Origin of the sequence: Massilia sp. CFBP 13721 (assembly GCF_014842025.1) — a bacterium.
Lineage (GTDB): Bacteria > Pseudomonadota > Gammaproteobacteria > Burkholderiales > Burkholderiaceae_D > Telluria.
In genome coordinates this window covers 181,623-202,210 of the sequence record NZ_JACYUY010000011.1, presented here as the reverse complement: position 1 = coordinate 202,210, position 20,588 = coordinate 181,623, and the positions used below count along the sequence as shown (strand labels likewise).

The window sequence follows — 20,588 nt, the reverse complement described above, 5'->3', positions numbered from 1 at the left end:
CCACCAGGCCTGCATCGGCTAATGCCAACGCAGCGCTTTCGTGATACATCCCCGTCGGTTCCATGATGACGTGGGGATTGATGGCTTTATTCTTTTCCAGCCATTCCAGCAGCTCTTTAAAACCAGCTGGTGTGTTTGGAACAACCTTCGATTTCGTCTTGCCGCTCGAGGTGTCGAGCAGCATGCAATCAAGCTTTTTCTTGGCAACGTCTACACCCAGGTAAAACATAGTCTCTCCTTGTGTTCTCGATCAACACACCCACTCTCCTTGTGCATACAGGGTCATTGCCCTTGGCTACCGTCCAGTGTTTGGTATGGTGTGGGAACGAGGTGAAGGGCTTGATCTACCTTCCAAGGTCGAGCCTTAAGGGTGGGCCCAAGCTGGTCTTCACCTCTGCTGGTAGTAGCTAACCACCAACTCGTCCAAGATACAAGGGTGGGCTCCGCCCACGCGGTCTCACCGTTTGATCTGTGCCGGCTTGGCTTCGACCGGCTGCATGTGCAGACCGATCGCCGTGGCATTCGCCTTTACACGCAAATGTTGAGCGACTGCCGTACCGCGTGGGCGTAGCCCACCCTACAAATTCCTTAAAAGTCGACCTGCGCCGACAGGCGGAAGGTCCGCGGTGCGCCCGGCAGCAGGTAGCCGCCCAGGTCCTGGGTGACGTCGCGCCAGTAGAATTTGTCGAACAGGTTGTCGACGCGCGCACGCAGGGTCACGCTGCTGGCGCCCATCTTCATGGCGTAGGCCGCGCCCAGTCCGACCACGTGGTAGCCGGGCACGTCGACCGTGTTCTCCGGATCGAAGGTTTTCTTGCCCGCGTACTGCCACTGGCCATTGAGCTTCAGGCCCGGCACGGCGGCCAGCGCGTATTCTCCCCAGACGGTCGTCTTCAGTTCGGGCACGTTGGTGACGCGCTTGCCGTCCAGCGCGGCGTTGCCGGTGTCCTGCTGGCGCGCGCGCAATGCCATCAGCGAGGCGCCGTAGGCCAGGCCGTTCGACGCGCGTTGCGCCGACAGTTCGAGGCCGCGGTGATTGCGTTCGCCGTTGCGCACGAACGTGTCGCTGGCGTCGGTGTATTCCAGGCCGGTGGTGATCTGGAACACGGCGGCGCTGACCGACACGCCGGCGCCGAGGATGCCCTTGGCGCCGAATTCGAGCTGCTTCGAGCGGTTCGGTCCCAGGTCCTGGTTGGCATTGGTGGTCTCGATCGGCGCCACGCCGCCCGATTCGAGGCCGTGCGCGAGCGTGCCGTAGAGGTTCCAGTTGCGGCTCGGGCTGTACACCAGCGAGACGTTCGGCAGCGTGAACGACGCCTTGTCGGCCACCCACGGCAGCTCGGATTCGGGCTGCTGGTCGCTGTCGATCTTCACGTAGCGCAGGCCGGCGTGCACGGCAAGCTGCGGCGACAGGGTGACGATGTCCTGCACGTAGATGCCGCGCTCGCGGTCGCGGAAGCGCTCGCGGACCGGACCGGTGGTGGGGTTGCCCGGCGCCGGATCGGTCACCAGCGGCTGGTAGATGTTGCTGTAGCCGGCATAGTCGTAGACGTAATCGCCATAGCTGTTGTGGCGCTCGGCGTAATTGGCGCCGATGGTGAGCAGGTGGCGCAGGGCGCCGCTGCTGAAGCGCCCCTGGAGCTGGGCTTGCACACCGAACGGCGTCTTGCGTTCGCCCACGCTCTGGTAGTCGTAGACGTCGTAGTCGCCGTTCGAGCAGTAGCCCGGATAGAAGCCGTCGCCTTCGTTGCTGCAGCCGTAAGGGAAGGCGGTGTAGTCGTCGCGCTTGAACCAGTGCTTGTTGGCGCTCACCAGGGCGTTCCAGTCGGCGTTCAGCTTGTAGGCGAAGCGCAGGCCGAGGTTGGCGCTGTCGGTGTCGACCGGTTTGGTCCAGGGCTGGTCGTTGAGCAGGGTCTTCGGCGACACGTTCGCCGGCAGGTCGACGCCGCGAATGAGCTGGTAGCCGGGCGCGGTGATCTGCTCCTTGTGCTGGAAGTCCATGTCGAGTTCGAGCTTGGCATCGGGCGTGATCTGCCAGTCGAAGGCGCCGGAGGCGAACTGGCGTTTGCCGTCGGCGCCGCGTACGTAGGAACGCAGGCGGTCGGCGGCGGCGTTGATGCGGTAGCCGAAGCGCGTGTCCTCGAAGCGCCCGCCAATGTCCGCTTCGGCGTGCAGGCTGCCGCGTTCGCGGGTCTCGACCAGCACCGAGCGCAGCGGCGTATCGGTCGGGCGCTTGGTCACGAAGTTGAGCACGCCGCCGGGCGCGGCCACGCCCGCCTGCAGGCCGGCCACGCCCTTGAGCAGCTCGAAGCGTTCCTTGTTCTCGAGCGGGATCTGGGTATCGCCGGCGATCGCGATACCGTCCTTGCGGTAGCCCGAATTGTTGTTCAGTTTGAAGCCGCGCACCGAGAACTGCTCGGCATAGCCGACCGCGTTGTAGGCGTCGCCGACCGAGGCGTCGTACTGTACGGCGTCGCTGGCCGAGCGGATCGACAAATCCTGTATCTGGCTGCGGCTGATCGCGACGACCGAGGCCGGGATGTCCATCAGCGGCAGGTCGGCGAAGCCGCCGATGCTGGCGCGGTCGCTGACGGTCCATTTGCTGCCGGTGACGACGACGGAAGCGACCGGCTCATCGGTTTGAGCAGTCTGGGCGGTCTGGGCTTGAACAGAGAATGCTTGCGCGAGGGCGCAGGCGAGGAGGGAATGCTTGAAGACGGGTTTCATGGTTTGCTCGTGGTTTGCGCGGCGCATGCGCGACGCGTGAATAAAACCGGAGCCAACGTGGGGGAAGGGCAAACAAGGTATGGACTGCTTGACGCGCTTTCCTTCGCTGGCATTATCCAGATCAGGTACGAAGGGTATCTCTCACCCGGAACAACGTTCCAGGACCCCTAGCGAGGCGCGAGTGTAACACGGAGTTTTATCCGTGTGGTAGTTCTGGCAATGAGCGGTAGGGTGGGCGCTTGTGAAGTGACCCCACGCGGATGGAACCGATGGGCAGTCGAGACGTAAAACGAGTGGAATGCGTGCGTTGGGAGATTGTCGAGACGGTGCGGCATGCACGAGCACGACCGCGTGGGCTAGAGAGCCCACCCTACATGTTTACACCTCCACCGGCTCCCGCAGCGGCGCCGCATGCTCATGCTGCGGCCGCGCATGCAGCAGGTGGCGCTGCAGCGTCGCGCGCGTGCTGCCCTCGATCGCGCGCCAGTTGTCGCGGCGCTGGGCGGCGCGCTTGCGGTGCTTGGAAGGCATGTCGGCCAGCGGTTTCAGGTAGAAGGGCAGGGCGACCAGCCAGGTGTCGCCGGGCAGTTCGACGCCGCCCAGCACCTTCCAGAAGCCGTCGTAGGCATTCGCGAAGTGCTTGATTTCGTCCGGATCGTAGGCGATGTGGGCAGTGCATTTCACCGCCAGCACCTGGTCCATGCCGACCGATTGCGCCAGTCCCTGCATCGCCGCGAAGCAGAAGAAGCTGGGCGAATTGTTCGGGTAGCAGCGCTCGAAGGCCTCGAAGGCTTCGCCCGAATCGGTCCAGCGGCCCTGGTTGCGGGCAACGAAGGGCACCAGCGGCGCCGGCACGCCGGCGATCTTCCCCTCGACCCACGAGAACGACAGCCGGTGCAGCACCTTGCCGTCGGCCAGCAGCGCAATCGTCAGGTCGCCCTCGGCATTGGTGCGCGAGGCCATCTCGAGCCGGATCAGGAAGGCGTGTTCCTCGACCGTCTGTTCCCACAAAATCAGGCCGCCGCCCGCGTACACGGCTGCCTTGTAAGCCGTATCGAAGGTCGTCTCTTCGAAGCGGTAATGCGACAGCACGCACTGCACGCGCTGGCGCGCACTGAGCCCCTGCACCAGGTAAGCCGGATGGCTCAGGTGGTGGAAGGGATCGTCGTTGGGCGGCGTCATCACGTGGTTGCGGTAGACGTCGAGCTTGCACAGCGCGGCGTGGTCGCGATAGAACCGCAGCACGCGCGCGCTGCGCGCCACCGACAGCAGCCAGGAAGAAAAGCGCAGCTGGCTGCGGCGGGCGAGCCAGTAACGGGTCAGGTGAGCGAGGATCATGGGACGCTCCGTGGAAGACGGCGGGTTGCGGACAAACCCATGGTGTCCCAGCCGGGCGCTTTCAGCGGTGCGATTGCTCAAGGGAAACAGATTCTCTGTGGCAATATTTTCGACAGCATCATCCCCGTCGTGCGTATGCATTGTCAGCATCGTGGTTCTCTTTCAGATCGCTTTTATTGTCTTGAACAAACATTCTTTATTGCAAGATTAGCACGATCCGCGCGCGGCTTCCCGAAAAACTGTTCCATACTCGGCCTCCTACTTGTGCGGAGGCAGCAATGGCATACGAACTGTTCTATTGGCCCAGTATTCAAGGACGCGGCGAATTCGTCCGGCTGGCGCTGGAAGAAGCGGGCGAAGATTACGAAGACGTGGCACGTGGGCCGGGCGGCGTCGACGCCCTGATGGCGGCATTGAAGGAGGGGCCGACGCCGAGCTTCGCGCCGCCTTTCCTGCGCAGCGAGGGCATGACGATCGGCCAGACCGCGGCGATCTTGATCTACCTGGGCGAGCGCCATGGCCTGGCGCCGCAGGACATGGCGGGGCGGCTGTGGACGCACCAGCTGCAGCTGACGATCGCCGACCTGGTGGGCGAAGCGCACGATACCCATCACCCGGTCGGCAACAGCCTATATTACGAAGACCAGCAGGAAGAAGCACGGCGCCGGGCGGGCGATTTCACGGCGGCGCGTATCCCGAAGTTTTTCAGTTATTTCGGCCACGTGCTGGGCGACAAGGACTACCTGCTCGGCGCCGAGATCACCTACGCCGACCTGTCGCTGTTCCAGACTATCGAGGGATTGGCTTATGCTTTTCCGCAGGCGACCGGACGTGCGCTGGCGCAGCATCCGAACCTGGCGGCGCTACGCCAGCGTGTCGCCGAGCGTCCGCGGATTGCGGCCTACCTGTCGTCGACGCGCCGGATTCCGTTCAACGAAGAGGGGATCTTCCGGCGCTATCCGGAACTGGATAGTTAGTCCCGCTCAGTTCCAATCCGGCGCGAAGTCAGGGCTCACCAAACGCTCGCCGCGGTCGAGCGCATCGATGGCGGCGATATCGTCCGCGCCCAGCACGAGTTCGCGCGCCGCCAGGTTACCGGCCAGGTTCTCGCGCCGCGTCGACGACGGAATCGCCGTATAGCCCTGCGCCAGCAGCCAGGCCAGCGTCACCTGGGCCGGGGTGGCGTCCAGCCGCGCCGCGATCGCGCCGATGACGGGATCGGTCAGCACCTTGCCGTAGGCGAGCGGCATATAGGCCGTCACGCCGATGCCGTGTTCGCGCGCAAAGGCGGCGACCCTGCGGTTTTGCAGGTAGGGATGCAGCTCGACCTGGTTGGTGGCGATGTTGGCCGCGCCGACCGCCGCGATGGCTTCCTGCATCAGCGGAATCGTGAAGTTGGAGACGCCGATCTGGCGCGTCAGGCCCAGCCCTTGCGCTTCCAGCAGCGCCGCCATCGATTCGGCGACCGGCACCGCGCCACCCGGCGATGGCCAGTGGATTAGCGTCAGGTCGAGCTGCTCGAGGCGCAGCTTGCGCAGGCTTTCCTTCAGGCTGGGGACCAGGGCGTCGCCGGCCAGGTGTTCGGTCCAGATCTTGGTGGTGACGAACACCTCCTGGCGGGGTACGCCACTGCCGGCCAGCGCCGTGCCGACCTCGGCTTCGTTGCCGTAGATCTGGGCGGTGTCGATGTGGCGGTAGCCGAGGTCGAGGGCGTTGGCGACGCTGTCGATGGCGGTCTGGCCTTGCAGGCGGAAGGTGCCGGCGCCGATTGGGGGCATGTGCATGATGGGTTCCTGTAAAGAGTGAATTAAACGAGTTCTGCTTCTTTGACGGCGGGGCGCGTGACGCGCGCTTCGCGCCCGTCGAGGCGGCCAGCCAGCGTGGTCAGGGCCAGTGCGCCGACCACGATCAGGGCGCCGATCGGCGGCGTCGCCATCACGCCCAGGTGTTTCAGGACCAGGCCGCCGCCCCAGGCGCCGAGCGCGATGCCGAGGTTGAAGGCGGCGATGTTCAGGCCCGAGGCCATGTCCACCGCGTGCGGCACGTCGCGCTCGGCGCGCTGCACCACGTACAGCTGCAGCGCCGGCACGTTCCCAAAGGCGACCGCGCCCCAGGCCAGCACGGTGGCCACGACCAGCACCGGGTGCGGCGCGGTGAAGGTCAGCAGGGCGAGCACGGCGGCCAGCAGCGCGAACACGATCTGCAGCGCGCGCACCGGTCCCTTGCTGTCGGCCAGGCGGCCGCCCCAGATGTTCCCGGCCGCGACCGAGACGCCGTAGACCAGCATCACCAGGCCGACACTGCCAGGAGCGAAGCCGGCCACGTCCTGCAGGATCGGCGCCAGATAGGTAAAGGCGATGAACGAGCCGCCATAGCCGAGCGTGGTGATCGCATACACCAGCAACAGGCGCGGCTGTTTCAATACCGCGAACTGCTTCGCCAGGCTGGCCGGCTTGGCGCCGCCGATCGACTTCGGTACCAGCAGCGCGCTGCCGATCATGGCGACGATGCCGAGCGCGGCCACGGCGAGGAAGGTGGACTGCCAGCCGAACTGCTGGCCGATCCAGGTGCCGAGCGGCACGCCGGTGACCAGCGCCACGGTCAGCCCGGTGAACATCAGGGCGATCGCGCTGGCTGCCTTTTCCTTCGGCACCAGGCTGGTGGCGATGGTCGAGCCGATCGAGAAGAACACGCCGTGGGCAAGGCCGGTCAGCACGCGCGCGGCCATCAGGGCGGCATAGCCGGGGGCGATCGAGGCGACCAGGTTACCAGCAGTGAACAGCAACATCAGCCCGATCAGCAATTGCTTGCGCGGGATGCGCGCGGTGAGGGCGGTCAGCAGCGGGGCGCCGACGGCCACGCCGAGCGCATACACGCTCACCAGCAGGCCAGCGGATGGAACGGAAACGCCGAGACTGGCGGCGACGTCGGGAATCAGGCCGACGATGACGAATTCGGTGGTGCCGATGGCAAAGGCGCTCAGGGTCAGCGCCCACAGGGCAAGAGGCATGGGGACTCCGGTAAAGTTTTAGACAGGCATGCAGTGTGCGCCCAGCGCTTCATGCGAAAAATCCCTTGCCGTACAATAGACTTTTGACTGGGAGTCACGAATGATCGATGTGGAAGCCTTGATTGCCTTCTCCGCCGTCATGGATGCCGGCTCGTTTTCCGGCGCCGCCGAACGTCTCGGACAGACGCCGTCGGGTGTCTCGCGTACCATTGCGCGCCTGGAAAAACACCTCGGGCTGACGCTCCTGCACCGCACCACGCGCCGTCTTCAACTGACCGACGAGGGCGCCTGGCTGCTGGCGCGCGCGCGTGCGTTGCTGGCCGACCTGGCCAATACCGAAGCCGAGGCCGCCGCGCGCCGTTCCCAGCCCGCTGGCCTGGTGCGCGTGAATGCGGCCACGCCAGCGCTCGGCCATCTGCTGGCGCCGCTGGTGCCGGCCTTTCTCGACGCCTACCCGCTGGTGCAGCTGGAACTCACCAGCGGCGAAACGGTGGTCGACCTGATCGAGGAGCGCGCCGACCTCGCCATCCGCATCGGCAACTTGCCGGACTCCACCCTGAACGCACGCCGCCTCGGCACCAGCCGCATCCGCGTGCTGGCGGCGCCAGGCTATCTCGAACGCCACGGCGCCCCGGCCAGCGTGGCGGAACTGGCAGGCCACCGCCTGCTGGGCTTTTCGGCGCCGGCCTCATTGAATACTTGGCCGCTGACGCACGGCGGGGCGGAGGGTTACACGATCGCCCCTGCAGTGACCGCATCGAGCGGCGAAACGGTGCGCCACCTGGCGCTGGCCGGCGCCGGCATCGCCTCGCTATCGGACTTTCTCACGCGCGACGACCTGGCGGCGGGACGGCTGGTGCCGCTGCTGGCGGACGCCGCGCTGCCGTGGTCGCAGCCGGTGTGGGCCGTGTTCTATAAACAGGGAGGCCTGGCGCCGCGGGTGGCGGCGCTGGTCGATTTCCTGGCGCGCGAACTGGGGGCGCTGCTCGACGGCTGAGCAGGCAGCGGTGCGGCGCAACACAAGGATCCGTTGCGTGAACTTGGGACAGGCGCTACGCTCAAAGCTCAGCAAAGATAACAATCCATCCACCATCCTGAAAGGAGAGCGTCATGAGTGCAGAGGTCAAGCCGGTCGAAGAGGGCATGCATACCGTTACCCCGCATCTGGTATGCGCGAATTGCCACGAGGCGATCGAGTTCTACAAGAAGGCCTTCGGCGCGGTCGAAGTCATGCGCTCGCCCATGCCCGACGGTAAAGTGGGCCACGCGATGCTGCGCATCGGCGACTCGCCGCTGTTCCTGGCTGACGAATTCCCCGACTACGGTTCCTTCGGACCATTGAGCCTGAAAGGTTCGCCGGTGACGATTCACCTGTCGGTGCCGAACGTCGACGCCATCTGGGCCAGCGCCAGGGAAGCCGGCGCGACGGTACGTATGGAACTGGCCGACATGTTCTGGGGCGACCGCTACGGCCAGATCGTCGATCCGTTCGGGCACATCTGGTCGATGGCGACGCATATCCGCGACGTCTCGCCGGAGGAGATGGAAGAGGCGATGAAGCGCGAGTGCGCCTAGCGAGCTGAATGCGCCGGCGCCGGCGCATCGAGCGTAGCTGGCTTGCCGGGATGACGCTCAGGCCGCAGGCCGGTCCGGATCGCCTTCCTTGAGCTGACGCGCCAGTTTCCACGCCATCAGGCCAAGGACGGCGACTCCGGCCACGAGCAGCGCCCATAACCAGAGCGATTGCTTGGCGGTCGACTGCGCGCCGCCCGCTTCGCTGCCCGTATTGTCGCTGCCGGCGCCGTCCTGGCGTACCGGCTCGCCTGCCTTTGCCTGTTCGAGCGCTGCCAGCTCGCGCATGCTGAAACCGGGTGCGACCTGGCTCAGTGGCACCTGGTTCGACTGCGCCCCGCCGTGGCCAAAGGCGAGGGTATACGGCCCCTTGCCGCCGGCCAGGAAAGCGATGCGCGCCGGCGTCCAGCGCAGGCGCAGGCCGGGACGATCCGCGATCTTTGCCTGCGGCCGCACCACCCACCGCGCTGTGTGGGTCGGGGCGATGTCGATATCGCCCGAGCTGCGCCGCTGGCCGTTCTGTATCAACTGGAAGAAGGTCGCGTTCGCCACCGGCTGCAACTGCACCGAGGCGAGATTGTCGTGTCCTGTTCCGGCCAGTTTGCGGTAGTGGCCGATGAGCGCAGGTAGGACGACATTCTGGCCGTGCAGTTCCAGCCCCACGGCGTCGGCCGGAACCCCAATGGGAGCATCGTACAGGAGGTCCTGGCCCGCAGTGCCGGAGCGCGGCCGCAGCGCGACGCTGTCGTACTGGGCCGGCGTGCGCAGGCGAGCAATTCGCTCGGCGTGGATGGCGCCGAACTCGACCGGGGTTCCCTCTAGCCAGCGGATACGCGCGAAGCGGAATGCGCGCGGCGCGAACTCGATCCGGTCCTTGCGCACGCTGGCGCCCTGGCCGTTGTCCAGCCAGCTCACCGACGTTTCCACCAGCGTTTCCCACGACGCCAGGTCATCGCTGGCCTCGAGCGCGACCCGCGCGCCGTAGCTGTTCATGCCGGGTGGTAGCGACAGGACGAGTGCGCCGACTGGGCCGGCATCCTTGGCGGCTGGCGTCGCGCCGTGCAGGTCGAGCACCAGGCTGTCCAGCACCTCGTCGCTGCTGCGCGCTTGCGGCGCGGTCACCGAGATCACGGCGCCGCTGGCGTCGGTGCGGATCTGCAAGCCGTCGGGCAGCCGCGACGGTGCGCCGGCGGAGGCGCGCACACGGAAGACCGCGACCGGCGCCGTCGACCGCGTTTCACGCGACTGCGCCGCCGGTTCGAACAGGGCGAACGGCAGGGCCGTGCCGGCTGCATCGAACACGCGCAGGTCGCGCAGGTCGGCGCTGCGCGCTTCCAGGTACACGGCGCGCGGCAGCTGGAGCTGCACGACCGCTTGCGTACCGCTCGCGCTCAGCGGGATGCGGTAGGCATAGTCGCCGGGGCTGTCGCCCTGGCTGGCGGCCGCCACAGTGAAAGCGGTGGCGGCAAGCGACACGAAGGCGATGCGCAAGCGCGCGGGCAATGCTGGCATGGGGGTCTCCCGTTCAGGTGCTGCGTTGGGGTGAGGCGGCACCTGCCTCGGACTTTGGATAAGGCGCCAGATAACCGACCAGTACCATCAGCAGGCCGACGCCGACGAACGAGACGATGCGCGCCATGCTACCGCCGCTGGCCATGTCGACCATGACCAGCTTCACCAGCACGACACCGAGCAAGACGGCGCCGGTGGCCCAGGTGCGGCGCATTGTCCGTTGCGCCGCAAAGCGCATCAGCACCAGCGCGCTGGCGCTCCAGACCAGCGAGAGCATGGCCTGCACGAACTGCGAGGCCGCCAGGTCTTCGAACTGATAGGCGATGCCGAGGTAGTGGGCGGCGCTGCGCAGCAGGATCAGATTGAACCAGGCCCAGGCCGCGCCCACGGTGGCGACGCGCAGGCGCTGCGACAGCCCCGGACGTGCGCCGGCGAGCATCCGGCCCGCGCTGGCGCACAGCACCAGGGCGAAGCCGGCCGTCAGGTCGAGCGGGTTGAGTAGCGGGATATACGGCAAGGGCGCCATGGTGCCGTCTTGCCCGAGATTCCACACCGCCGCCAGCAGCAGGATCAGCAGTGCGCCGGCGGGAATCAGCACGGTGCGGTACCAGTCCTGCAGCGGCGCCGTCGGCCAGGCCGCGGCGGCGCTGCGCCGAGCCAGCCAGGCCAGTACCAGCATCATTGCCCAGGTCGGCAGGTAGTTGCCCCAGGCAGATCCAATCGCCCAGTTGCCCTGCGCCGCCAGCTGGTCGGCACTGCTGCCATCGACCAGCCAGCGCCCGATCAGGACAGCGCCGGTGGGCCAGAGCGCGAGCCATGGCCCAGCCGTACGCAGCGCGTGCACGGCGCGCAGCGGCAGTTCGGCAAGCGGCGCGCCGTTCCTGTCCCAGCGCAGCAGCATATACTCGCCGCCAGCCAGGAGCGCCGCCCAGCCTAGCCAGGCGGCCGGGGCGGGCAGTGCGCGGCTGCCGTACAGATCCCCCAGCACCGCTACGGTATACATGGCCAGCGCCCCCCAGCTTGCCGCGCCCAGCCAGCGCAGGCGCGGCCAGGCTAGGCGTCGCGCCAGCGGCAGGCAGGCCGCGGCCGAGGCGGAGACCCCAAGCGCATACAGGAAGTCCCAGCGCTGCCCTGACAGGCCCAGGCCAGCGGGCATGTAGTCAACCAACCGGTCGGCGCCGATCCATAGCGTCGGCCCGAACCACCAGGCGCCGCCCCATAGCAGCAGGGCGGCCGGCAGCTTCTTGGCGCCGGTCTGCTCGGCCGACCGGTCGAGCATCCTGCTGGTGGCGAGCGCCGCCAGGGCGATCATCAGCACGCCCAGGAGAGGGGCGTCGGGAACGAGCCCCGCGCCATGTGACAGCGCCATGGAAGCGACCACCACGGCGAGTGCGCACGCCCCCGCCAACTGGGCGAGCAGCGCCAGCCGCTTGGCGCGCGGCCAGGCCATACGCGTGCTGGCCAGGTACAGTACCTCGGCCGTCAGCAAGGCGCCGGCGGCAAGCAGGTTCGCCAGCGTGCCGCCGCTGGTGTGCAAGATCGCCTGGCTCCAGGTGCCGGCCAACAGCCAGAGTGCCGCGATCGTGATGCTCCAGTTGGCGATGCGCGCCAGGGCAGGGTGCGCCGCGTCCGCATGCTGGTGGAAGTTGTGCGCCATGACGAAGGCGCTGCCGGCCAACAGCAGGAAGCCCAGGCCCAGATTCGCATCGCGCGCAGTGTCGGTATCGAGGCCGGTGGCGGCACCGATAAAGCTCAGCCACGCTCCCGCCTGCAGCAGGAGGCCGAAGATCCAGGTCGCGCACTGGCCACGCTTCAGGCCGAACCAGACGAAGCCGGCACCTTCCAGCGCCCATGCCGCCGAGGTCCAGCGTCCGTCGAGTGCGAACGGAATCGCCAGCGTGCCGAAGATGGCGCCCAGCGCCAGGAAGGCTTCGACCAGCACCCGCCAGCGCTCGCGCCCGCGGTGCAACAAGAGCAGCGCCAGCACCAGATAGAAGCCGCCCAGTGCCAGGGCCGACAGCGCCAGCCCGAACGGCTTGTCGCGCATCAGTCCCGCCTGCAGGCCAAAGGCGAGCAGGGGCGTACCCAGCACCAGCGTGGCGTCGACGTAGTGTTTCAGACGGGTCTGCTGCTGGCGCGCGAAGGCAAGCGCGACCCCGACGTACATCAGGAAGAACAGGATCAGGAAGCCCTGCGCCGAACCATAGTTGGCGCCCGTGTAGCGCAGGCCGCCCCAGGCCGTGCCGACGATGAAGGTAAAGCCGAAGCCCAGCAGGTTCAGCGGCCGCCAGGCGCGTTTGATGGCCAGCGCGAACACGCCGGCATTGAGCAGCGCGTAATACGAGAACAGGGCGACATGGTTGCCCTGTCCGGATGACACCATCAGCGGGCAGGCAAAGCCGCCGGTGATGCCGAATGCCGCCAGCCAAGGGGCATCCTGCAGCACAGCGAGCAGGCAGGTGAAGGCGGTCAGGAGCACCAGCAAGGTGAAGGCAAAGGCGGCCGGCATCAGTTCGTAGCGGTGATAGGCGCCGAAAATGACCAGCATCAGGATCGCGATCGCCGTTCCCTGGATCGGCAGGCTGATCTCGCGGCGCGCGCCGCGGATGCGCCAGCCCCATCCCAGCATTGCCAAGTCGGCCAGCACCACGCCGGCCAGCCTGAGTTCGATCGGAATCGTGACCGTCGCGGCCACGTATTTGAGAAGGAAGGCGACGCCGGCGAAGAGGATCACGAGGCCGAGCTTGGCGACCAGGTTCCCGGTCAGCAGCCAGGTCTTCGCGGCCACGAGCCAGCGCGGTGGTGTGAAGGCGGGAGCGCGCGTGGATTCGGGCTCGACGCCCCAGGCCGCATCGCCGACGAGTGGCACGCCCGGTGCCGCATCCGTACGGCCAGGAGCAACGATGGCTGGGGATGAAATTTCTCCGCTTTCCCTCCGTGCTTCCGGGACGAAGACGCGCTCAGGGGCATGCGCAGGAGCGGGCTCCGGCAATTGCGTCAGGTCGAGAACGGTTGCCGGCGCGGGCGTATCGGGCTGTTGCGGCGCCACCGTTTCCCGCCACGGCTGTTGGGGAGCGGACGGCGCCGTCCGCGTCTGGATCGCCGCGCGCAACAGGGATACTTCTTCTTCCAGGTCTTTCAACCTGCGGCCGCGCCCGGCTCCCACGATCCATGTGACGATGAACGGATAAGCGAGCGCGAACAGGATCGACCCTGCAATAATAGTGTCCAACATGCTTCCTCCGGTGCGGAATGCCATGCGCTCTTATCGGTTGCGCTATAGCGCCGACAAACTTGCAGAGCATACGTTGGCATGCCGGAGGGCATGTCTCGTAACACCGGTGGATATTGCGGGTCGTCAATAATGGCTTGTCGATGCGTGGTGGCCAAGCATCATTTTCAGCCCGCCGCCGCGTGCAAATGATCGTACAAGATCAAACTGCCGATCACGATCAGCACCACGCCGCCGACGATCTCGGCGCGCTTGCCCACCAGTGCGCCCAGGCCGCGGCCCAGCATCACGCCCAGCGTGACCATCACGAAGGTGGCGCAGCCGATCGCGGCTGCAGTGACGAAAATGTTGGCGTCGATAAAGGCGAGGCCGGCGCCGACGATCAGGGCGTCGACGCTGGTCGCCATGCCGGTAACGGCCAGGCGCAGGAAGGAGTGGCTGTTCGGCTTTTCCTCCTCGATGTCGGGTTCGCCCCAGCCTTCGTGAATCATGCGCAGGCCAAGCGCGCCCAGCAGCACGAAGGCGATCCAGTGGTCCCAGGCCTGCACGTAGGGCGCGGCGGCGTTGCCGAGCGCCCAGCCGAGCAGCGGCGTCAAGCCTTCGATGACGCCGAAGATGAGGCCGGTGCGCAGCGCCTCGCGCAGTTGCGGCCGCTGCAGGGCCGCCCCCTTGCCGACGGCGGCGGCAAAGGCGTCGGTGGACATGGCGAGGGCAAGCGAGGCGGTGGCGGCGAAATTCATGCGGGTCTTTCCATCGGGCGAACGCAAGGGCAAACCTGCGCGGCCCGAACACGCGCAGGCGTGCCAAAGGTCTTGCCAACCGGACGAGCATGTAAAAAAATCGCCATGGCGGCGTTGCATCGTCTCGCCGTACCTACGTACTGTCTTCGACGATGCGCCTTGCCCTGACGACTTTTTTACACGCTCGGCGGCTGCCCGTACCACGGCGCGCTGAGATAGATGGCGCCGAGTATGTTGATACGGGAACTCGCGGCGCAGTCAATGCCCGCAAGTAGGCTACTCCCCAATGGATGGCGATATTGTAACCGACGGCAGGTCGTATGGCTCGGCAATTCGGGCTTGAGCACCGCAGCCTGTGAGCATTTGCACAACACGGTATCGCCACGTAGACTGGACCGGTCACCAAACAAGGAGAACACCGTGGACAACCCCGACAGCCATGACGACATCGGCGCACTCGACATCGTGATCGTACCGCCCACGCACGACCTGGGCGACGGCTTCCAGGTGCGGCGCGCCTTGCCGAGCCGGCAGCGGCGCATGGTCGGCCCCTTCGTCTTCCTCGACCAGATGGGCCCGCATGTATTCGACGCCGGCCGTGGCCTCGACGTGCGGCCCCATCCGCATGTGTGCCTGGCTACGGTCACCTATCTGTTCGATGGCGAGATCCTGCACCGCGACAGCCTGGGCAGCGTGCAGGCGATCCGGCCCGGTGAAGTCAACTGGATGACGGCCGGGCGCGGCATCGTCCATTCGGAGCGCACCGACAGCGTGCTGCGCCAGGGGCAATCGAATTTGTTCGGGCTGCAATGCTGGGTCGCGCTGCCGACCCGGCACGAGGAAACGGATCCCGCCTTTGCCCACATCGAGGCCGGCGCCTTGCCCTTCATCGAAGGCGAGGGCGTCGAGGCACGCGTGGTGGCCGGCAGCTTCTGGGGCCGGCGCGCGCCGGTGGCGACGCTATCCGACATGTTCTATGTCGACGTCACATTGCGGGCTGGCGCGCGCATCGCGATGCCGCCGGAATACCCGGAACAGGCGATCTACATCGTCGAAGGCCGGCTCGACCTGGGCCGCGACGGCGTCTTCGAGCCGGGCCAGCTGGCGGTACTGAAGCCCGGGGCCGAGGTCATGCTGGGCGCGCCCGGACCGGGGCCGACGCGCATCATGCTGCTCGGCGGTGAGCCGATGGATGGCCCGCGTTTCCTGTCCTGGAACTTCGTCGCCAGTTCCGAAGAACGCATCGAACAGGCCAAGCGCGACTGGCAGGCCGACGCCTTTCCGCAGGTGCCGGGCGAGACCGAATTCATCCCGCTGCCCGAACAACAGGGCAAACCAGTGCGTTATCCATAAGCCAAGCTTCTTCCTGCAAAATCGTTACAAACAAGGTAACATCAACCCTCTTTTATTTCTGAGAAGCAATTTATGCCTTCAAGCCCATGCTCTCTTGACGCCGTCCAGCGCATCGCTGCCTTTTCCGACGGCACCCAGGGCGGCAACCCGGCCGGCGTCTGGATCGGCGCCGCCTTGCCCGATGCCGCCGAGATGGGGCGCATCGCCCATGCGGTCGGCTATTCAGAAACCGCGTTTGCGGCGCCGCAGGATGACGAAGAAGCGGGCTGGCGCGTGCGCTATTTCTCGCCCGAGTCCGAAGTGCCGTTCTGCGGGCATGCCACGATCGCCCTCGGCGCCGCACTGGCGGCCAGCCACGGCGACGGTGTCTACAAGCTGGTCTTGAACGATGCCGCGATCACGGTCGAAGGGCGCCGGGGGAATGGACCGGACGGCGCCGGCCTGACCTCGGCCGCATTGCAGTCGCCGCCAACCCGCAGCGCGCCGGCGCCGGGCGCGATGGTGGAGGAGGCGCTGGCGCTGTTCGGCTACCGGGCCACCGACCTCGATCCGCGCATTCCGCCCGGCCTGGCCCATGGCGGGGCCGACCACCTGGTGCTGGCGCTGCGCAGCCGCGCGCTGCTGGCCGCCATGCGCTACGAACTCGACGCCGGGCGGCGCTTCATGCGCACGCACGGGCTCGTTACCGTGGTGCTGGTGTGGGCCGAGACGGCTACGCTGCTACACACGCGCAACCCGTTCGCCTCAGGGGGCGTCTACGAAGACCCGGCCACCGGCGCCGGCACCGCCGCGCTGGCCGGTTACCTGCGTGACCTGGGCTGGCCGCATGGCGGGGCAATCGACATCGTGCAGGGCGAGGACATGGGCATGCGCTCGCGCCTGCACGCCGAGTTCGGCGTGGAGAAGGGCGGCTCGATCCGGGTCTCGGGGACGGCGCGTTTCATGGCACACGACTAGACATTTGTTCGTTATTCTATTTGCATGGATTAGAACGGGCGTTCCGAGAACGCGGAATAGAGGGCCTAAAGCATTCTTTATTGACGTTTAGGAAGATTGTAAAAGATTGATAATAGTCAACACCAAAGCCGTTGACCAACAATTAATCCTAGGAAATGTCCCGTCATGGAAATGCGCAACCCCGCCGTCCTCTCCGCTACCCTGTCGCGTCCGGAAATGTCTACCGAGCGCTTGCCATTCACCATCCGCCGGGTCGAGTCCGAGGATAGCCTGAACAAAGCGGTGGCGATCCGTCACGCGGCGTATGCGCGCCACGTCCCTGAATTCGCCCGCACCCTGGCCCTGCCGGAAGCCTGCGACTATGAAGAAGACACCGTGGTGCTGCTGGCCGAGTCCAAGCTCGACGGCACGCCGATCGGCACCGCGCGCATCCGCACCAACGTGCACCATCCGCTGCACATCGAAGAGTCGGTGGTCCTGCCGCAATGGCTGCAGGGCCGCGCCCTCGGCGAAGTCGAGCGCCTCGGTGTCGGCGAAGGCCGCATCGGCCGCATGGTCAAGGTGGCGCTGGTCAAGGCCTTCTTCGAGTACTTCGAGAAGACCGGCATCGAGTACGCCGTCATCGCCGGCCGCGCCCCGGTCGACCGCCAGTACGAGCAGCTGATGTTCACCGACGTGTTCGGCGACGGGGAAATGGTGCCGCTGGCGCATGCGGGCAACATGCCGCACCGCGTGATGGCGTTCGAGATCGCCACCGGCGAACAGCGCTGGACCGAGGCGAATCACCCGATGCTGAAGTTCTTCCGCCATACCCACCATCCGGACATCGATGTCGGTTTGGCACTGCAACGTGGTTTGTTGGCCACGCCGGCAGTCCCACGTGCCCCGATTTTGAACCCGGTGGGCCAGTTGATGGCAGCGTAACCAAATATTGCATGACAGCATCTTCGGCAGGTTGTATTCTTGAGGGCTGAAAACGCGCTGGCAAGCAGGCTGGCGTTTGCCAGCCCGAACCGACCAGCCTATGCCCCAGCCGTCCACGCCCGACCGCACACCCGCACCGACTTCCTTTGAACGTCTGCTGACGGCGGCGATGCGCCTGCTGTCGGTCTACCTGGTGCCGATTGGGGTGGCGCTGGTGTCGCTGCTGGCGCTGGTTACCTGGAACAGCCATTACGTCGCCAACGACGACGTCGTCCTGCCGCTGCGCGTGATCGCCGAGGACGGCGCCCAGATGGCCCCCGGCGCGGCCCTGCGCCGGCTGGCGCGCGCGCCGATCGTCGAGCGCCACGACACCCATCTGTCCGAAGCGCCGCTCTGGTTCGCGCTGCATACCCACGGCCAGGGCAACGGCCCGCAAGTCATCGAATTCCCGTCGCGCCACGCGATCGCCATCGCCTGCTGGGATGGCGCCACCCTGCAATCGCTGGGCAGTGCTTCGCACGAGGCGTCCAGCGGCGCACTCGCGCCCTCCAAGGCCGGCTTCGTGCTGCAGCCCGCCTTCCTGCCGGCCGAGGTGCTGTGCCGCGCGCGCTTCACGGGGCCGGCGCGCGTCAGCGCCGTGCAATGGCCGGCGGAAGAGATGACGCTGTCGATCCAGCAGTTCCACCGCAAGTCGGGCCTGCTCGACGGCGGCATGATCGTACTCAGCCTGTTCATCCTGATCACCGCCCTGATCAACCGCCAGGTGCTGTACCTGCAGTTCGCGGTCTGGCTGATCCTGAACCTGCGCGTGGGCGCGATCTCGGCCGGCTGGGATATCCAGTGGCTGGGCCAGACGCTGCCCCAGGACTGGCTGGCGCCAAGCCGCGCGCTGACCACGGCCCTGTACGGGATCGCGACCATGACCCTGTACCGCGAGCTGTTCGGGGCGGAACTGGCGCGCACGCGCCTGGCCGGGCCGCTGCGCGTGGCGCAGGCGCTATGCCTGTGCCTGTTGCCGATGTCGATCCTGCTGCCGTTCCGGATCTACCTGCCGCTGATGTGGGTGCTGGTCGCGCCCGGCCTGGCCCTGATGACCCTGGGCCTGTTCACCGTCATGCGCCACACCCAGGCGCGGGTGGCGATGTGGTTCGCGGCCTCGTTCGCCGTCACCTTCCTGTCGACCCTGGCCGAGGTGCTGTCGGCCGCGCTGAGCATGCGCGAAGTGCTGGGCGTGGTCAACAGCGTCACGGCCGCGCTGGCATCGAGCCTGCTGGCGGCACTGGCGGTCGCCGAACAGATGCGCCTCGAGACGCAAAAGCGGATCGCGGTCCAGGCCGAACTCGAGCACGCCTACGAGGCGATGCCGGTCGGCCTGTTCACGCTCGACCTGCAAGGCGCCTTCCTGTCGGCCAATCCGGCGCTGTGCCGCATGCTCGAGTGCGAGCTGCCCACCGCCGGGCGTACGCTGTGGCAGCAGTTCTTCGACAGCGCCTCCTGGTTCCACCTGCGCGAACAGGTGCACCAGCAAACCACGATCGAGATGGAAATCGGCAACCGCGACGGCGCGCGCCGCTTCCTGGTGCGCGCGACGCTGGCGCACGGCCGCATCGAAGGGGTACTGGAAGACATCACCGAAAAAACCAAGGCCACCGAGCAGCTCCAGTTCATGGCCAACAACGATCCGCTCACGCGCGTGTTCAACCGGCGCGGCATCGAGAAGATGTTCGAGGGCGCGGCCGCCTCGCTGGCAGCCGGCAAGCCGATGGCGATCGCCTACATCGACCTCGACCGCTTCAAGCTGATCAACGACCTGTTCGGCCACGGCGCCGGCGACGAAGTGCTCAAACAGGTGTGCGAGCGCATGGCCATGATGCTGGCCGGCGGCCAGCAGATCGGCCGCGTCGGCGGCGACGAATTCGTGATCGTCATGCCCGACACCGCGATTCCGCTCGCGTCCCTGATTTGCCGCGGCATCGTCGAACGCATCGGCGGCACCCCGTACCGGGTCGGCGACAAGGCTTTCCACGTGCGCGGTTCGGTCGGCCTGATCGAAGTGTCGAACGGCATGCCAATGCGCGACGCCATTTCGGCCGCCGACCGCGCCTGCCGCGAAGCCAAGGAACACAGCGACGGCCTGGTCGTGTACGAACGCAACGCCGCCGCCTTCCACGAACGCGAGGCCGAGCTGAACCTGGTGGCCAAGCTGCAGGGGCCGAGCGCGACCGAGGGCCTGTTCATCGAGATGCAGCCGATCATGTCGCTGAAAAACCCGCACGATTCGCTCAACTTCGAGGTGCTGCTGCGCATGCGCGGCCCGGACGGGCGCGTGATGCCGGCCGGCCCGCTGATCGGCGCCGCCGAGAAATGCGGCCGCGCGGGCGTGATCGACCGCTGGGTGCTGAGTACGACGCTGGGCTGGATTGCCGAGAACATCGGGCGCCTGCCGAATACCCGCTTCGTCTGCATGAACCTGTCGGGCGCCTCGCTCAACGACGAGCGCTTCGTCGCCGACACGCTGGAGATCCTGGGACGCCACGTGCACGTGGCCGGGCGCCTGTGCATGGAAATCACCGAAAGCGTGGCCCTGCATGACCTCGACAACACGCGCCGCTTCATCGACCAGGTGCGCAATTTCGGCGTCAAGGTGGCGCTGGACGACTTCGGCGCCGGCTACACCTCGTTCTCCTACCTGAAAGAACTCCCGGCCGACGTGCTGAAAATCGACGGCAACTTCATCGTCAACATCAACGCCCACCCGGCCAACGTGGCGATCGTCGAAGCCATCGTCAGCCTGGCGGTGAATCTCGGCATGAAGACCATCGCCGAATGGGCCGAAGACGCGGCGACCGTGCAGACCCTGGCCGAGATCGGTGTCGATTACGTGCAGGGCTGGGCCGTCGCGCGCTCGCTGCCGCCGGAGCGCATGTTGACGGCGACCTCGTCGGCCAGCTTCATCCAGGATCCGGAATTGCTCGAACTGCTGCCGGAACTCGGCAACGGCGCGGCGCTGGATTTACGCGGGATGATGAAGTTTCATTGAGTTTCGGTGCGTCTCACAACAGCGCCATACCGTCCGCACCGTATCTGGCATACCCGTAAGGTGGGCGGGTCTTCCCGCCCACGCGTTCAACGATCGCGTGAACAATCGCACCGGCACAATGCCACCAAGGATTGAACGCGTGGGCGGGAGACCCGCCCACCTTACGTCGGCTTGCGGAAGCGG

The 20,588-nt window shown here is 66.5% G+C and carries 15 protein-coding genes and 1 riboswitch; of the genes, 7 read left to right on the top strand and 8 right to left on the bottom strand.

What is annotated here, in order from left to right:
* The 3 genes from IFT60_RS13155 to IFT60_RS13145 form a co-directional block, all read right to left on the bottom strand.
* Positions 1-229, bottom strand: a 229-nt coding sequence (locus IFT60_RS13155) for an IS110 family transposase (protein ID WP_192052417.1), incomplete at its 3' end; no start/stop codon positions are given.
* Between the two features lie 359 nt (positions 230-588).
* Complete coding sequence (locus tag IFT60_RS13150) at positions 589-2,727, bottom strand: TonB-dependent siderophore receptor (RefSeq protein ID WP_229510842.1); 2,139 nt, start codon at positions 2,725-2,727, stop codon at positions 589-591.
* An 81-nt stretch (positions 2,728-2,808) separates the two neighbouring features.
* A riboswitch (TPP riboswitch) is annotated at positions 2,809-2,906 on the bottom strand.
* Positions 2,907-3,105: 199 nt separating this feature from the next.
* A complete protein-coding gene (locus tag IFT60_RS13145; protein ID WP_192052415.1) occupies positions 3,106-4,065 on the bottom strand; it encodes a DUF535 family protein in 960 nt (319 codons plus the stop codon).
* Positions 4,066-4,343: 278 nt separating this feature from the next.
* Between IFT60_RS13145 and IFT60_RS13140 the strand changes: the two genes are divergently transcribed.
* Positions 4,344-5,042 (top strand): glutathione S-transferase, encoded by a 699-nt coding sequence (locus IFT60_RS13140; protein WP_192052414.1) that lies wholly within the window; start codon positions 4,344-4,346, stop codon positions 5,040-5,042.
* A gap of 6 nt (positions 5,043-5,048) precedes the next feature.
* Here the strand turns inward: IFT60_RS13140 and dkgB are convergent, their stop codons facing one another.
* On the bottom strand, positions 5,049-5,849 hold the full coding sequence (gene dkgB, locus IFT60_RS13135; protein ID WP_192052413.1) for a 2,5-didehydrogluconate reductase DkgB: 801 nt from the start codon (positions 5,847-5,849) through the stop codon (positions 5,049-5,051).
* Between the two features lie 23 nt (positions 5,850-5,872).
* Complete coding sequence (locus IFT60_RS13130; RefSeq protein ID WP_192052412.1) at positions 5,873-7,075, bottom strand: MFS transporter; 1,203 nt, start codon at positions 7,073-7,075, stop codon at positions 5,873-5,875.
* Positions 7,076-7,175: 100 nt separating this feature from the next.
* On the opposite strand from IFT60_RS13130, the gene IFT60_RS13125 reads away from it, so the two are divergent.
* The gene (locus IFT60_RS13125; RefSeq protein ID WP_192052411.1) at positions 7,176-8,072 is read left to right on the top strand and encodes a LysR family transcriptional regulator; all 897 of its coding nucleotides are present in this window, start codon (positions 7,176-7,178) and stop codon (positions 8,070-8,072) included.
* 113 nt (positions 8,073-8,185) lie between these two features.
* Positions 8,186-8,650, top strand: a complete 465-nt coding sequence (locus tag IFT60_RS13120; RefSeq protein WP_192052410.1) for a VOC family protein — start codon at positions 8,186-8,188, stop codon at positions 8,648-8,650.
* A 57-nt stretch (positions 8,651-8,707) separates the two neighbouring features.
* Here IFT60_RS13120 and IFT60_RS13115 read toward each other — a convergent pair whose 3' ends face one another.
* The 3 genes from IFT60_RS13115 to mntP all read right to left on the bottom strand — a co-directional run bounded on the left by IFT60_RS13115 (position 8,708) and on the right by mntP (position 14,131).
* A complete protein-coding gene (locus IFT60_RS13115; RefSeq protein WP_192052409.1) occupies positions 8,708-10,159 on the bottom strand; it encodes a DUF3999 family protein in 1,452 nt (483 codons plus the stop codon).
* A gap of 13 nt (positions 10,160-10,172) precedes the next feature.
* Positions 10,173-13,394: a DUF2339 domain-containing protein gene (locus IFT60_RS13110; protein ID WP_197986312.1), complete on the bottom strand. Its 3,222-nt coding sequence runs from the start codon at positions 13,392-13,394 to the stop codon at positions 10,173-10,175.
* Between the two features lie 164 nt (positions 13,395-13,558).
* Complete coding sequence (gene mntP / locus IFT60_RS13105) at positions 13,559-14,131, bottom strand: manganese efflux pump MntP (protein WP_192052408.1); 573 nt, start codon at positions 14,129-14,131, stop codon at positions 13,559-13,561.
* Between the two features lie 420 nt (positions 14,132-14,551).
* Here mntP and IFT60_RS13100 point away from each other — a divergent pair, with 420 nt between their 5' ends.
* The 4 genes from IFT60_RS13100 to IFT60_RS13085 all read left to right on the top strand — a co-directional run bounded on the left by IFT60_RS13100 (position 14,552) and on the right by IFT60_RS13085 (position 20,405).
* Complete coding sequence (locus IFT60_RS13100; protein ID WP_374000857.1) at positions 14,552-15,484, top strand: pirin family protein; 933 nt, start codon at positions 14,552-14,554, stop codon at positions 15,482-15,484.
* 72 nt (positions 15,485-15,556) lie between these two features.
* Positions 15,557-16,441 carry a PhzF family protein gene (locus IFT60_RS13095; RefSeq protein ID WP_192052406.1) on the top strand — a complete coding sequence of 295 codons (885 nt, stop codon included), beginning with the start codon at positions 15,557-15,559 and terminating at the stop codon, positions 16,439-16,441.
* Between the two features lie 165 nt (positions 16,442-16,606).
* A complete protein-coding gene (locus IFT60_RS13090; protein ID WP_192052405.1) occupies positions 16,607-17,365 on the top strand; it encodes a hypothetical protein in 759 nt (252 codons plus the stop codon).
* A gap of 100 nt (positions 17,366-17,465) precedes the next feature.
* The gene (locus tag IFT60_RS13085) at positions 17,466-20,405 is read left to right on the top strand and encodes a putative bifunctional diguanylate cyclase/phosphodiesterase (protein WP_229510841.1); all 2,940 of its coding nucleotides are present in this window, start codon (positions 17,466-17,468) and stop codon (positions 20,403-20,405) included.
* Positions 20,406-20,588 lie beyond the last annotated feature (183 nt).

Excerpts from the sequence above, each read along its gene's own strand:
- IFT60_RS13130 (WP_192052412.1), bottom strand. The coding sequence starts at position 7,075 with ATGCCTCTTGCCCTGTGGGCGCTGACCCTGAGCGCCTTTGCCATCGGC.
- IFT60_RS13090 (WP_192052405.1), top strand. The coding sequence starts at position 16,607 with ATGGAAATGCGCAACCCCGCCGTCCTCTCCGCTACCCTGTCGCGTCCG.
- IFT60_RS13145 (WP_192052415.1), bottom strand. The coding sequence starts at position 4,065 with ATGATCCTCGCTCACCTGACCCGTTACTGGCTCGCCCGCCGCAGCCAG.
- mntP (WP_192052408.1), bottom strand. The coding sequence starts at position 14,131 with ATGAATTTCGCCGCCACCGCCTCGCTTGCCCTCGCCATGTCCACCGAC.
- IFT60_RS13110 (WP_197986312.1), bottom strand. The coding sequence starts at position 13,394 with ATGTTGGACACTATTATTGCAGGGTCGATCCTGTTCGCGCTCGCTTAT.
- IFT60_RS13150 (WP_229510842.1), bottom strand. The coding sequence starts at position 2,727 with ATGAAACCCGTCTTCAAGCATTCCCTCCTCGCCTGCGCCCTCGCGCAA.
- IFT60_RS13115 (WP_192052409.1), bottom strand. The coding sequence starts at position 10,159 with ATGCCAGCATTGCCCGCGCGCTTGCGCATCGCCTTCGTGTCGCTTGCC.
- IFT60_RS13085 (WP_229510841.1), top strand. The coding sequence starts at position 17,466 with ATGCCCCAGCCGTCCACGCCCGACCGCACACCCGCACCGACTTCCTTT.
- IFT60_RS13095 (WP_192052406.1), top strand. The coding sequence starts at position 15,557 with ATGCCTTCAAGCCCATGCTCTCTTGACGCCGTCCAGCGCATCGCTGCC.
- IFT60_RS13125 (WP_192052411.1), top strand. The coding sequence starts at position 7,176 with ATGATCGATGTGGAAGCCTTGATTGCCTTCTCCGCCGTCATGGATGCC.
- IFT60_RS13140 (WP_192052414.1), top strand. The coding sequence starts at position 4,344 with ATGGCATACGAACTGTTCTATTGGCCCAGTATTCAAGGACGCGGCGAA.
- dkgB (WP_192052413.1), bottom strand. The coding sequence starts at position 5,849 with ATGCACATGCCCCCAATCGGCGCCGGCACCTTCCGCCTGCAAGGCCAG.
- IFT60_RS13120 (WP_192052410.1), top strand. The coding sequence starts at position 8,186 with ATGAGTGCAGAGGTCAAGCCGGTCGAAGAGGGCATGCATACCGTTACC.